At 69.2% G+C, this 13454-nt stretch carries 12 protein-coding genes; 6 read left to right on the forward strand and 6 right to left on the reverse strand.

All coding sequences use genetic code 11. From position 1 onward, the window contains the following. Window positions 1–71: 71 nt before the first annotated feature. Entirely contained in the window at window positions 72–584 is a 513-nt protein-coding gene (locus tag HAV18_RS27700) for a winged helix DNA-binding protein (RefSeq protein WP_027788908.1), read from the forward strand. A gap of 74 nt (window positions 585–658) precedes the next feature. Here HAV18_RS27700 and HAV18_RS27705 read toward each other — a convergent pair whose 3' ends face one another. Next, window positions 659–1267 carry a 5-formyltetrahydrofolate cyclo-ligase gene (locus tag HAV18_RS27705; RefSeq protein ID WP_166962571.1) on the reverse strand — a complete coding sequence of 203 codons (609 nt, stop codon included), beginning with the start codon at window positions 1265–1267 and terminating at the stop codon, window positions 659–661. Window positions 1268–1275: 8 nt separating this feature from the next. On the opposite strand from HAV18_RS27705, the gene HAV18_RS27710 reads away from it, so the two are divergent. The 4 genes from HAV18_RS27710 (at window position 1276) to HAV18_RS27725 (ending at window position 6195) form a co-directional block, all read left to right on the forward strand. Next, on the forward strand, window positions 1276–3228 hold the full coding sequence (locus tag HAV18_RS27710) for a lytic transglycosylase domain-containing protein (protein WP_166962573.1): 1953 nt from the start codon (window positions 1276–1278) through the stop codon (window positions 3226–3228). 57 nt (window positions 3229–3285) lie between these two features. Next, window positions 3286–4245, forward strand: coding sequence for a complex I NDUFA9 subunit family protein (locus tag HAV18_RS27715; protein WP_166962575.1), 960 nt, complete (start codon window positions 3286–3288; stop codon window positions 4243–4245). Window positions 4246–4309: 64 nt separating this feature from the next. Further along, a complete protein-coding gene (locus HAV18_RS27720) occupies window positions 4310–4957 on the forward strand; it encodes a glutathione S-transferase family protein (RefSeq protein WP_166962577.1) in 648 nt (215 codons plus the stop codon). After that, a complete protein-coding gene (locus HAV18_RS27725; RefSeq protein ID WP_166962579.1) occupies window positions 4954–6195 on the forward strand; it encodes a multifunctional CCA addition/repair protein in 1242 nt (413 codons plus the stop codon). Before HAV18_RS27720 ends, HAV18_RS27725 begins: the two co-directional genes overlap by 4 nt. Window positions 6196–6240: 45 nt before the next feature. Here the strand turns inward: HAV18_RS27725 and HAV18_RS27730 are convergent, their stop codons facing one another. Further along, window positions 6241–7026 (reverse strand): helix-turn-helix domain-containing protein, encoded by a 786-nt coding sequence (locus tag HAV18_RS27730; protein ID WP_166962581.1) that lies wholly within the window; start codon window positions 7024–7026, stop codon window positions 6241–6243. A gap of 432 nt (window positions 7027–7458) precedes the next feature. On the opposite strand from HAV18_RS27730, the gene HAV18_RS27735 reads away from it, so the two are divergent. Next, window positions 7459–9309 (forward strand): M24 family metallopeptidase, encoded by a 1851-nt coding sequence (locus HAV18_RS27735; RefSeq protein WP_166962583.1) that lies wholly within the window; start codon window positions 7459–7461, stop codon window positions 9307–9309. Between the two features lie 19 nt (window positions 9310–9328). On the opposite strand, the gene HAV18_RS27740 is transcribed toward HAV18_RS27735, so the two are convergent. The 4 genes from HAV18_RS27740 to flgA all read right to left on the reverse strand — a co-directional run bounded on the left by HAV18_RS27740 (window position 9329) and on the right by flgA (window position 13369). After that, window positions 9329–10684 carry an SGNH/GDSL hydrolase family protein gene (locus tag HAV18_RS27740; RefSeq protein WP_166962585.1) on the reverse strand — a complete coding sequence of 452 codons (1356 nt, stop codon included), beginning with the start codon at window positions 10682–10684 and terminating at the stop codon, window positions 9329–9331. 184 nt (window positions 10685–10868) lie between these two features. Next, on the reverse strand, window positions 10869–11309 hold the full coding sequence (locus HAV18_RS27745; RefSeq protein ID WP_166962587.1) for a flagella synthesis protein FlgN: 441 nt from the start codon (window positions 11307–11309) through the stop codon (window positions 10869–10871). A gap of 355 nt (window positions 11310–11664) precedes the next feature. After that, window positions 11665–11994 (reverse strand): flagellar biosynthesis anti-sigma factor FlgM, encoded by a 330-nt coding sequence (flgM, locus tag HAV18_RS27750; protein WP_166962588.1) that lies wholly within the window; start codon window positions 11992–11994, stop codon window positions 11665–11667. Window positions 11995–12112: 118 nt separating this feature from the next. Then, the gene (gene flgA / locus HAV18_RS27755) at window positions 12113–13369 is read right to left on the reverse strand and encodes a flagellar basal body P-ring formation chaperone FlgA (RefSeq protein WP_166962590.1); all 1257 of its coding nucleotides are present in this window, start codon (window positions 13367–13369) and stop codon (window positions 12113–12115) included. Window positions 13370–13454: the final 85 nt, after the last annotated feature.

The following is a 13454-nucleotide window of genomic DNA, read 5'->3' on the forward strand; positions in this document are numbered from 1 at the left end:
GCCTAGCCCGTATGTCCGGGCTTGTGGCGTACACTCGGCACACCCTGTCATCCGGCTTGCTCCGCCTTTCCATGAAGCGTCCTGCGACCAAGATCGTGTCATCCGAACACCTCGTTTCCGATTCGAGCGCGGAGCTGTCGGAGCTCGAATACGGGCTCATCATGGCAGGCAATGCATTCAACCGGTGGATGGTGCGCTGCATGTCGGCGGCAGGCGCGAAGGACATGACGGCGGTCGAGGTGTCGCTGCTGCATCACGTCAGCCATCGTGAACGCAAGAAGAAGCTCGCCGACATCTGCTTCGTGCTCAATATCGAGGATACGCACGTCGCGACCTATGCGCTGAAAAAACTGATCGCCCGCGGCTATGTGAAGAGCGAGAAGAATGGCAAGGAGGTGTTTTTCTTCGCGACCGACGCGGGCCGCGACCTGTGCCTGAAGTATCGCGAGGTGCGCGAGCACTGCCTGATCGAGACGCTGAAGGACAGCGGGCTCACCAACGAGCAGATCGGCGATGCGGCGCAGTTGCTGCGCAACGCATCGGGCCTGTACGACACGGCCGCGCGCGCGGCGGCGTCGCTGTAAACGGTTGCGCCGAGGGTGGCGCGCGGCCATGCGCTGACGGGCGTGCGACGCCGGACGCGGCGCCGCCCGCGGCATCACCCGGCGGCCGGGTAGAGCGCGCCGTCGGTCACGATCCAGCGCAGCGCGAGATCGTGCGCTTCGGCCGGCAGGGCGTCGACGCGGCATGCTTCATAGGCGATGCCGACCGTCACGGGCGGCTGGCTGCCCGGCCACGTGGCGAGCGTGCGGTCGTAATAACCGCCGCCGTAGCCAAGCCGGTACCGCTGCAGATCGAATCCCACACAGGGGATCAGCAACAGGTCGGGCACGACGACGATTCCCGACGCCGGTTCCGGAATCCGGTGATGACCTTCGCGCATCGGCGTGTGCGTGTCCCATGCGTGGAACTCGAGCGGCGTGTGTCGCTCACCGATCACGGGCAGCGCGGCGCGCCGGCCGGCACTGGCCGCGCACCAGGCGAGCACCGCATCGCGCGCATCGAATTCGCCCGCCAGCGGCCAGTAGAACCCGACCGTGCGCGGCGCGAGCCGTTCGAGCAGCGTGCGCAGCCGCGCGTCGAGCGCGGCGTTCGCGGCGGGTTGCGACGCGGCGTCGCGCCGCGCGCCGGACAGCGTTTTGCGTAGCGCAACCTTCGGGTTTGGCACAGGGTTGCGTGCTATGCTTTCGCTCACTTCGCGCTCCATTCAAAACGATGTCGAACAGCCTTTTCCGAGTATATCGCGCGGTCGCGCTGACGCTTTCGGCCACCGCGCTCGTCGCGGGCACTGCCGCGTGCGCCGCACCGAACGACGATACGGTCTCCGGGGACGACCAGACCTTCGTGCAGCTTCGTGAAGCCGCGCGCCGCAACGACGCCGCGAAAGCCGCCCAGCTCGCGTCGATGATTCCGAACTATCCGGTACCGTCCTACGTCGAGTATTTCCAGATCAAGCCGCAGCTGTTCGATGCGACGGGCCGCGCGCGCGCGGACGCGCCGGACGCGCCCGTGCAGTCGTTCCTGCAGCGCTACGACGGCCAGGCGATCGCCGACCGCCTGCGCAACGACTACCTGCTCGTGCTCGGCGCGCGCCACGACTGGCGCAACTTCGACGATCAATACAAGCGCTTCGTGCTCGACGACGACACGCAGGTCAAGTGCTATGCGCTGGAATCGCGCGCGGCGCGCGGCGAGAACGTCGCTGACGCGGCGCGCGCGCTGCTCGTCGAGCCGAAGAATTACGGCGACGCGTGCGTCGACCTGATCACCGCGCTGACGGTCAACCAGCAGTTCACGAGCGACGACGTGTGGCAGCAGGCGCGCCTCGCGTACGAGCAGAACTACACGACGCTTGGCGGCAAGATCGTCGACGCGCTCGGCCCGCGCCCGGTCGGCTTCGACCAGGCGACGAGCGCGCCGCCGCTGTACCTCGCGCGCGGCGTCGGCCCCGACGCGACGTCGCACCAGCTCGCGCTGATCGCGCTCGGCCGCATGGCGCGCAACGATCCGGACGCGGCAGCCGGGATGCTGACGTCGGTCGCCGCATCGCTGAACAAGCAGGAACAGGCGATCGCGTGGGGTGCGATCGGCTACCAGGGCGCGATCAAGCGCTCGGCGCTCGCATCGGTCTGGTACGCGAAATCCGCGAACGCGCCGCTGTCGAACCCGGGCTACGAATGGCGCACGCGCGCCGCGCTGCTCGCCGGCAACTGGCCGATGGTGCGCTGGTCGATCGAGCAGATGCCGCCGTCGCTGCGCGACGATCCGGCCTGGATCTACTGGCATGCGCGCGCGCTCAAGCAGAGCGGCGACACGCTGCAGGCGAACCAGGAATTCGAGCAGGTCGCCGGCCAGTTCAACTTCTACGGGCAGCTTGCCGGTGAAGAGCTCGGCCAGCGCACGACGATCCCGCCGCGCACGAAGGTGAGCGACGGCGAGATCGACGCGATGAGCAAGATTCCGGGCTTCGCGCTCGCGCAGCGTTTCTACGCGCTGAACCTGCGCCTCGAAGGCAACCGCGAATGGAACTGGCCGCTGCGCGGGATGACCGATCGCCAGCTGCTCGCGGCCGCCGAGTACGGCAAGCGTGTCGACCTGCTCGACCGCACGGTCAACACGGCCGACCGCACGAAAGCCGAGCACGACTTCACGCTGCGCTACCCGTCGCCGTACCGCAACATCGTCGAGCGCTACGCGCAGTCGACGGGCCTCGACACCGAATGGGCGTACGGGCTGATCCGCCAGGAGTCGCGTTTCATCACGAGCGCGCGTTCGTCGGTGGGCGCGGGCGGCCTGATGCAGCTGATGCCGGCCACCGCGCAGATGGTCGCGAAGAAGCTCGGCATGGGCACGATCTCGCGCACGCAGATGCACGACATCGATACCAACATCCAGCTCGGCACCTGGTACCTGGCGGATATCTACAACAACTTCGACAGCTCGCCGGTGCTCGCCACGGCCGGCTACAACGCGGGCCCGGGCCGGCCGCGCCAGTGGCGCCAGGTGTTGACGCAGCCGGTCGAAGGCGCGATCTTCGCAGAAACGATTCCGTTCAACGAGACGCGCGACTACGTGAAGAACGTGCTGTCGAACACCGTCTATTACGCGGCGCTCTTCGAGGGCAAACCGCAGTCGTTGAAGAAACGTCTAGGCATGATCTCGCCCTGATCCGCAATCTTCACACTGCCGCGCGAGACGCGGCAGTGTTCTTTTGAGGTTCCTGACATGGACCGCCAGACCGTCGCGCTGCTGGGCGGCACCGGCTTCATCGGCAGCCGGCTCGTCAATGCGCTGATCGACGCCGGCAAGCAGGTACGGATCGGCACGCGCCGGCGCGACCACGCGCGCCACCTGCAGATGCTGCCGGTCGAAATCGTCGAACTCGAAGGGCTCGACACCCGCACGCTCGCGCGCTTCGTCGCCGGTGCGCACGCGGCGATCAACCTCGTCGGCGTGCTGCACGGCGGCCGCGGTACGCCGTACGGGCCAGGCTTCGAGCGTGCGCACGTCACGCTGCCCGCCGCGCTCGCGACCGCCTGCACCGAGGTGGGCGTGCAGCGCGTGCTGCACATGAGCGCGCTCGGCGCCGATTCGCACGGCGCGAGCATGTACCAGCGCTCGAAGGGCGACGGCGAGGCCGCGCTGCATGCGATCGCGGCGACCGATTCGCTCGCGCTGACGATCTTCCGCCCGTCGGTCGTGTTCGGCCCCGGCGATGCGTTCCTCAACACGTTCGCGAACTTGCAGCGCACGGTGCCCGTGCTGCCGCTCGCGATGCCCGATGCGCGCTTCCAGCCCGTGTTCGTCGGCGATGTCGTGCGCGCGTTCGTCAACACGCTCGATCTCGCGGCCGCACACGGCAAGACCTACGAGCTCGGCGGCCCGACCGTCTACACGCTCGAGCAACTGGTGCGCTATTGCGGCACGCTCGTCGGCCGTCAGGCACGCATCGTGCGGCTGCCCGACGCGCTCGCGCGGCTGCAGGCGAGCGTGTTCGAATGCCTGCCCGGCGAGCCCGTGCTCACGCGCGACAATCTCGCGACGATGTCGGTGCCGAACGTGCTGTCGGGGCCGCTCGCGCCGGAGCTCGGGATCTCGCCCGCGAGTCTCGAAAGCATCGCGCCCACGTATCTCGGCAATACCGCGCAGCGGTCACGGTTCGACTGGTTCCGCTCGCGCCGCTAGGCTGGCCCGGGGTGCCGTCGTTCCGCTTCTTTCTTTTCACTTTCGCGCTTTCCGGAACACCGTCATGAAACTCGTCATTGGAGACAAGAACTACTCGTCGTGGTCGATGCGTCCGTGGCTGCTGCTCGCGCATTTCGGCATCCCGTTCGACGAGGTCGCGATCGAGCTGCGCCACGACGACACGGCCGCACGCATCCTCGAGTATTCGCCGTCCGGCAAGGTGCCGTGCCTGATCGACGACCACGGCGTCGCGATCTGGGATTCGCTCGCGATCGCCGAGACGCTCGCCGAACGCTATCCGCAGTTTCCGATGTGGCCGGCCGATCCACTCGAGCGCGTGCATGCGCGCTGCGTCGCGGCCGAGATGCATGCGGGCTTCGCGGCGCTGCGCACGCAGATGGGCATGAACGTGCGCGCGTCGATGCCGGGACGCGGCGCGACGCCCGAGGCGCTCGCCGACGTCGCGCGTATCGATGCGCTGTGGAGCGCGTGTCTCGAGGCGTCGGGCGGGCCGTTCCTGTTCGGTGAATTCGGGATCGCCGATGCGATGTACGCGCCGGTCGTGATGCGCTTCAATACGTACGCGCCGGGCCTGTCGCCGGAAGCGGCCGGCTATGCGGCCCGCGTGACGGCGCTGCCGGCCGTCCAGCGCTGGATCGACGCCGCGCGCCGCGAAACGAACGTGATCGCCGAATACGAGCCCCGGCCATGAACATCTACGCAGTAGGCGGCGCCATCCGCGACGAATTGCTCGGCGTGCCCGTGCAGGACCGCGACTACGTGGTGGTGGGCGCGACCCCCGAGCAGATGGCCGCGCAGGGCTTCCGGCCGGTGGGCAAGGACTTCCCGGTCTTCCTGCATCCGCGGACGCAGGAGGAGTACGCGCTGGCGCGCACCGAGCGCAAGACGGCGGCCGGCTATCACGGCTTCCAGTTCCATTACGCGCCGGACGTCACGCTCGACGAGGATCTCGCGCGGCGTGACCTGACGATCAACGCGATGGCGCGCGAGGTGAGCCCGGAGGGTGAGCTGGTCGGGCCCGTGATCGATCCGTTCGACGGGCGGGCCGACCTGCGTTCGCGCGTGTTCCGCCATGTGAGCGATGCGTTCGTCGAGGATCCGGTGCGGATCCTGCGCATCGCGCGCTTCGCCGCGCGGTTCGCGGATTTCACGGTCGCGGACGAAACACTCGCGCTGATGCGGCGGATGGTCGACGCGGGCGAGGTCGACGCGCTCGTGCCCGAACGCGTCTGGCAGGAAATCGCGCGCGGGCTGATGGAGGCGAAGCCGTCGCGGATGTTCGCGGTGCTGCGCGAGTGCGGCGCGCTCGCGCGCATCCTGCCCGAAGTCGATGCGCTGTGGGGCGTGCCGCAGCGCGCCGACTACCACCCGGAGGTCGACACGGGCGTGCACGTGATGATGGTCGTCGACTATGCGGCGAAGCAGGGTTATTCGCTGCCGGTGCGCTTCGCGGCGCTCACGCACGATCTCGGCAAGGCGACGACGCCTGCCGACGTGCTGCCGCGCCATATTGGCCACGAGGGTCGCAGCGTCGACCTGCTCAAGCCGTTGTGCGAGCGGCTGCGCGTGCCGAACGAATGCCGCGATCTCGCGCTCGTGGTCGCGCGCGAGCACGGCAACCTGCATCGCGTGATGGAGATGGGCGCGGCCGCGCTGGTGCGGCTGTTCGAGCGCAGCGACGCGCTGCGCAAGCCGGCGCGTTTCGCCGAGATGCTGCAGGCGTGCGAATCGGATGCGCGCGGGCGGCTTGGGCTCGATGCGCAGCCGTATCCGCAGGCCGAGCGGCTGCGCGTCGCGCTTGCGGCCGCGCGCAGCGTCGATGCCGGCGCGATCGCGCGTGGCATCGGCAACGATACGGAGAAGATCCGGGAAGCCGTGCATCGCGCGCGGGTCGAGGCCGTCGCGCAGGCGCTCGAGATTGGCGAATAGGGGCGTCGGGTCGGGAAGGGCGCGCGTCGCGCGCCTGGAAAGCCGTTACGCCTTCTTCTTGCGCGCCGGCTTGGCGGCCGCCGGGCGTTTGCCGGCGGATGCGCGCGCCTTGGCCGCAGCCTTCTTTTCCTTTTCTGCCGCGCCGGCGTCACGCTCGCGATCCGCCCGTTTGGGCGCCGACCCGCGGCGGCTCGTACGCGGCTCGCCCGGTGTGGCGCGCACGACGGGGGCCGGTTTCCTGGCGTCCATCGTCGCGGACACGAATCCGGCGCCACGGTCGTCGAACAGCGGCAGCGTGCCGACCGCGATCACCTCGGCCGGCCCGTCGCCCACGTTGGCGACCCGATGCCGCTTGCGCGCGTCGAAGTGCAGCGAGTCGCCGGGCGACAGCGGGTAATCCTTCTTGCCGACCGTGTAGCAGATCCGGCCGGCCAGCACGTACACGAATTCGTCGCCGCCGTGCGCCACCCATTCCGAGCGGTAGCCTTCCATCATCTGCACCTTGAGCGCGTTGATCTGGCTGCCGTCGAACGTGGTGGACAGGCGTTCGTACCACTGCGACGTGGCGTCGAGCGCGTACGGCTTGCGGCGGCCCTCGTGCGAATCGGGCTGCGCCTGGCGCGGCTGTTCGATCAGCGCGCCGAGCGGCACGCCGAGTGCCTTCGCGACGTTGACGAGCGACGACAGCGAGATGCCCGTGAGATGGCGCTCGACCTGGGACAGGAACCCGACCGACAGTTTCGCTTCGGTCGCGACTTCCAGCAGCGTCTTCTTCGCTTCCCGGCGCAGGCGGCGAATGCGCTGGCCGATACGCATGATGTCTGAATCCATGAATCTCTTTCGTGGCAACGAGTCGGGAGGCGAGCGGACGGGCGGTGCAGCCGCCGGACAGGGATTTCCGCGCATCGCACGAAGCACGGCCGTCGGGACGGCGATGCCGGCGCATTGTACCGCGCGGTGTTGCCGGGTGAATTCACGCTGTGCCGGAATGCGCAAGCGTCGCGCCGATTTTAGCCCTACGAAAATTTTGGCTTGACCTCAATTTCAGCGTGCTCTAGATTCTGTCGCGCGCATCAAAAAAAGTTAAGTGAGACGAAATTTTTTCAAGGGCCTGCCGCCGGGACGGTACGGCGGCCCGGCGCCATGCCGCGCCGGGTCGAGCGTCGACCGTGCGGCGGCGCCGAGCCGCGTCAGCCCTGCCTCGGGCCTGCACCCCCGCCGCGTCACCGCCGGCCGCCGACAACAATGCATAACGGGCTTCCGATGATCGATCGACTGAAATACAGCTTCTCCGGCCTTCCCCCGTACGACGCGTCCGTCGCCGACACGCAGGCCGGTTTGTCGCGCCTGCTCGATGCCGCGCGGCTCGACGCGGTGCTGGTCACGTCGCAGGACGAGTACGTGACCGAGTACCTGCCGCTCGCCAACAATCCGCGCTACGCGGTATCGGGTTTCGACGGCTCGGCGGGCTGCGGGATCTTCCTGAGCGCGGCGACCGCGCAGGCGCTCGGGCTGCCGCCGTTCGTGCTGTTCGTCGACGGCCGCTATCACCTGCAGGCCGAGCAGCAGTGCGATCCGGCGCGGGTGCGCATCGAGAAGCTCGCGATGAACGTGACGATCTGGCAGGCGATGGCCGACTGGCTGGTCACACACGGTAGCCGGCTCGCACGGGTCGGCTACGACGCGCGGCGGATCAGCGTCGGGCAGCGCGATCGCCTGTTCGAGCAGACACAGGCCGCGTCGCTCGACTGGACGAGTCTCGCCGAGCGCGAGATCGATCGCGCGATCGCGTTGCCGGGCTGGGTCGTCGAGCGGCCGATCTTCGAGGTGCCGGAAGCGATGACCGGCCTGAGCGTCGCGCAGAACCTCGACGCGCTGAACCGCAAGCTCGCCGCGCATACCGGCGCGCCGGACGGCAAGACCGCCTTCTTCACCTGCGCATCGGACGACCTCGCGTATCTGCTGAACAGCCGCGGTTATCACATCCCGAATGCGTCGTCGCACCTCGGCTTTCTGTTCGCGGTGGGCGGGCAGGTTGTGTTGTTCCTGCCGGAAGGCTGCGACCGCTGCGAAGTCACGCTCGAGTCGTATCCGGCGCTGCATGTGATCCGGCGCGATGTCGCGGCGCTCGAGCGCTTTCTCGCGCCGTTCGCGGTCGAGCACGTGTGCTACGGCTTCGAATCGGTGAACTGCGCGCTCGTCGACGCGGTGAAGCGGGTGTGGCCGCAGGCGCGGCATGCCGACTTTAACCCGGTCGAGGCGATGCGGGCCGGCAAGACGCCGGCGGTGCTCGACCGGTTCCGCGACGCGTTTGCGCGCAGTTCCGCGGCGATCGCCGAGACGATGCGCTGGGCGAAAGCCGGCGAGCCGGGCGCGCGCCATACCGAATACGACCTGGCGCGCGCGATCAACGACGCGTACGGCGCGCGCTCGGCGGTCGCGCTGACGTTTCCGTCGATCGCGGCGAACGGCGCGAACAGCGCGTTCGCGCATTACACGGCGGCGAGCGCCGAGGTCGAGCTGACGGAAGGCGAACTCGTGCTGCTCGACAGCGGCGCGTATTACGAAGCAGGCTTCGCGACGGACTGCACGCGCGTGGTGCTGCGCCGCACGCACCCGGAGACGGTCGCGCAGCCGTGGCAGCGCGAGATCTATACGGTCGCGCTGAAGGCCTGCATCAAGGGGCTCGTCACGCGCTTCCCGAGCACGGCCAAGGGCGGCGACGTCGATGCGCTCGTGCGCCAGGTGTGCCGCGATCACGGCCACGATTTCGGCCATGGCACCGGGCACGGCGTCGGGATTCACGTGCACGAGGGCGGCGTGCGGTTCGCGCCGGGCGCGCAGTACGGGCTCGTGCCGAATGCGGTGATTTCGGTCGAGCCGGGCATCTACTTGCCGGGCAAGGGCGGCGTGCGGATCGAGAACATCGTGATCATCCGTCAGGACGACGCCGAGCCGGATACCGTGACGTTCGAGAACATCGTGACGGTCGGCTACGACTGGGACCTGATTGATCTCGACCTGCTGGACGACGACGAGCGCGCGTACCTGCGCGACTACGAGCGGCAGTGCGTGGCGCGCGGCACGCAGGTCACCGCGTGTCCGCTGCTGTAGGCACCGCCGCCCGCGCCGGTCAGTTCAGCAGGCGCGCCCGCACGAACGGCGCGATCCGCTCGGCGAGCCACGCATGCGTGCGTGTCGTCGGGTGCAGCGTGTCCCAGAACACGAAGCGCGCCGGGTCGCGGCAGTCCGCACGCGGCGTCTGCGCACTCAGGTAGGTGAGCGACGACGGTTTCGGGATGTCGAGGCATGCGCGCTTCGCGTCGTCGAAGCCGTATTGGGTCGGGTGGTTCAGCAGGTCGTCGAACAGCGCGTACGCATCGAACACCTCGAGCCGCAACGTCGCGCCGTAGCGCGCGCGCAGCGCGGCGGCCGCGTCGGCGAGGCGCTGGTTGTAGTCCTTGACCTGCGCGGCGACGCTCGCCGTGTCGGTGCGGGTCGTGAACACCGGGGCGCGCGACACGTCCGGCAGCGTGACGAGCATGATCCGCGTCGCGCCGGCCGCGGCGAGCCGCTCGAGGCTGTCGCGCACCGCATTCGCCGCCTGCTCGGGCGAGCGCCCGTAGTTCACCAGGTCGTTGCCGCCCGCGAACACCGCGAACAGCGTGTTGGCGGGCCGGTAGTCCGGCGCGCGATCCATGTATTCGCGCCACGAGTCGATCTGCTGCACGAGCCCCGGCACGACGAGGTACTGGTCGGTCGCCGCACCGCCGATCGCCCAGTTGTAGAACGGAAGCCGCAGCGCGTTCGCGAGATATTCCGCCCACACCGGGCCGTTGCTGAAGCGTCCCGCCTGCCAGCTCGTGGCGTTCGGCAGCTTCCACTGGCTCGCGTTGAACATGTTCTGCGTGTCGGACAGGCTGTCGCCGAACACGATCAGCTTGTTGACGCGCGCGTCCTGCTGCGCGGCGTCGACGGTCCACACCGTGTAGTTGAACGACAGCGCGTTGTTCGCCGCGACCGCCTGCACGAGGTCGGACTTGATGCCCTTCGCGGCCAGCGTCTTGCGGCATACGTCGGCGAGTGTGTCCTGCGCCGTCGTGCTGTAGAACATGTTCTTCCACTGCGTGATGCCGCCCGCCCACCAGTAGCCGGACACGCGATACCAGTCGCCGCCGGCCGGGTCGCGCGCCCATTCGTAGGTCGCGGCCGGCTTCAGCGGATCGGCGTCGATCCGGTACCAGCAGCGCAGGTAGGTGTAGGTGTCGGACCCGCGGCGCGACGCGCGCGGCGTCGCGCCGGGTGTGCTCGATGCGGCCGGCGGCACGATGTCGGGGCCGGCCGGCGACATCGACATGTCGCCCGTCGGCGTGGGCAGCGGCGCGGGGCCGGCGGCCTGCGCGGCGGGGAGCGTCAATGCGGCGCCCAGCGCCGCGACGGCGGAAACGGCGGCGACGCGGTATGGCAACGGAATGCGGAAATATGGCATGCGGCCCTCTTCTGATTGTTGTGACGGAACGGCGGCGCGGCTGCGCAGCCGTGTATCGGAAGGGACCGTGGTTGCCGGGTTCGAGCCCGGTCTGTCGAAACTTGAGATGCCGCGAACGGCGGCGGGGTGCTACGAGGTGCGGCAGGGACGGTAGCGGCGGCGCCGCCGCCGGTCAGTCAGTGTTTCAGCGCGTGAGTGCCGACACGCGCCCGTCGGGGCCATAGACGCCGGCCGGCGCGGGCGCCGAGCGCAGTACCGCGAGCGCGCGCTCGTTGTAGTCCATCCGGATCCGGATCAGCATCCCGTTGTTCGCATTGGCCTGGCGCGCGCGTTCGGCGGACTGTTGCAGCAGCTGCCAGCGGCCGGCGAGGCGTGCATCGCGCTCGGCGGCCTGGTCCATCCCCTTCTTGCCGGACGGAAAGCCGAGTGCGGAAAGCTGGGTGTCGCGCGTGCGTTCGAGCTGCGCGAGCCGGTCGATCAGCTCGCTCTTCTTCTCGACGATCCCGGGCAGCATCTCGAGCGGCTGGGCCATCGTCAGCGCCTTTTCCTCGTAGGCGAGCAGGGACGCGAACGCCTCGACCGTCGCGTGTTCGTCGTTGACCGTGGCCAGCAGCTCTTCTCTCATCGCGTCATGCTCGTCGCGCCGGCGCGGGTTGGGCGCCGGCAAACCGGGGGACCGGCCAGGGCCTGCTCACGCTAATAACGGGCTTGCGAACGAGCCTTGCCGGCTGCAGTGCAAGGAGCAAGGAGCGCCGTTTGGCCGAGCCAAACAAGCGACGCGCGACGCCGCAATGCGGCCGGCAAGGCTCGTTCCCCTGATTGGAAAAAATCCGTTGTGGGGCTGGCCACCAGAAGGGCCGATCGCTGCGTCATACTCCTCGCGAATACGTCGAGTATTCGCTTCGTCGCAATCCTTGCGCTCGGCCCTTCTGGTGGCCAGCGCAAGCCCGTTATTAGCGTGAGCAGGCCCTAGGCCGGCTTCAGCTGCCCGGGCGCTGCTGCTGCAGCAGCTCGCGGGCGGTATTCAATACGCCGTCGGCAATCTTGTTCGCGTCGATCGTCAGCGTGCCGTTGTTCAGCGCGTCCTTGATCGACTGGACCAGGCCCGTGTCGATGTCGCCATTGCCGGACGCGGATACCGAACGCAGCTGGCCGGACAGACCCGACAGGTTCACGGTCGTGTCGCCGCCGGTCGACCCTGCATCGCCCGCTTGCGCGGACGAAGACGAGGCCGTGCCGGATTGCGCACGGGTCGCGCCGTTGCCGGTCGGCGCCAGGGGGCTCGGGTTCGGAGTGGAATCGATCTTCACGATGGGTTTCCTGTTCGGTTTGACCCAGATAACGGCCGGGTCGGCCCGAACTTTAGCATCGCGAGCCCGAAATGCTCCGAATAAACAATTCTTTACACTCTTGCGGCGAGATCCGTCCCTATAACGGAATTTCCACGGTGCCGGCGTCCTTGACGATCGCCGTGACGATCTGGCCCGCCGCCATTCGCACCCGTACCGACTGGCCGGGCGCGGCGTTTGCCAGCGCGCTGCCCTCGGCCGAAATCGTGAAACCGGGCCCGGCCGCGACGACCCGCACCGTCTGGCCGGCCGACACCGACGCCGCGCTCTTCAGCAGGTCCTGCCGCAGCGGCAGCCCGGCCGAGATGCGCGCGAGCGCGGTCGAGCCGATCGCCTGCGCCGGATCGGTGATCACCGCGAGCGGCAGCACCGTCAGGTCGCCGTCGCGGGCGACCAGGTCGGCCGCGGAGAGCGGCTCGCCGGGCGCGATCTGGCGCGCGGCGACGTAATAAGTGGCCTGCACGGTGACTTTCGCCTGCAGGTAGACGGTCCACGGCCGCTCGCCCGCGCAGCGCACGCCGACCGTCGTGCGGCCCCACAGGCGCGCGCCGGTCGGCAGGAACGGTTCGAGCGTCGTGCACGCGGCGAGCCCGCGCGGAAACGCGGTCGTGACCGTCGCGGAGGGCTTGCCGGGCAGGCCCGCGATCTGTTGCTGCAGGAACGCGAGGGCCGCGCGGCGGATCGACTCGGGATCCTGCTGGCCGGGCGGTGTCACGGGCTGGGCCGCATTGGCCGCATTAGCGGCATTGGCCGCCGGGGCCGGGTTGGCGGAACCTGCCGTCGTGCGCGGCGCCGGTAAGGCCGACGCGGCGCGGGCCGCCGCCACGCGCGCGGCGATCGCCGGCTGCGGGGCGGGCCGTGAGGGATTCGACGCGGGCTCGGCCGTGCCGGCGACGACCGTCGCGATCGCATTCGGATCGGCGGCGCGCGGCGTGCCGTATCCGGCGTTCGTGCGGGCGGCTGCGTAGACGGGGCGAGGCGCAGCGGCCGGCGCAGGAGCCGGCGGCGGGACGGTCGTCACGACCATCGTGCCGGCCGGTTGCGGCGCGTAGCCGGCAGCGCCGGCACCCGCGCCGCTCGCCGCGCGACCCGCGTCCGGCGCCAGGACTGAACCCGTCGCCGCATTCCCGCCGAACGGCCCGCTGCTCGCCGCATTGGCGTGCGCGAGCGCGGTTTCGGCCGTCTCGCCGCGTCCGGGAATCACGATCATCCCGTCGTCCGCTTGTGCGGCCGGGGCGGCGATCCAAAGCGCCGCAGCGAGCGCAAATGCACGCGCAAACGCACGCCGGACGTGCGTGAGCCGCCCGTTCCTGCCGCGAAGTGCGCTGCCAGTCATCGCCGTATCCCCGATCCGTTGCTCCGCTTCGCATTCTAGGGAGCGGGGCCGTCGCGCAAACGATGAATAGAGGGGGCCTTTGCCG

The organism is Burkholderia sp. D-99 (assembly GCF_011605345.1).
Lineage (GTDB): Bacteria > Pseudomonadota > Gammaproteobacteria > Burkholderiales > Burkholderiaceae > Burkholderia.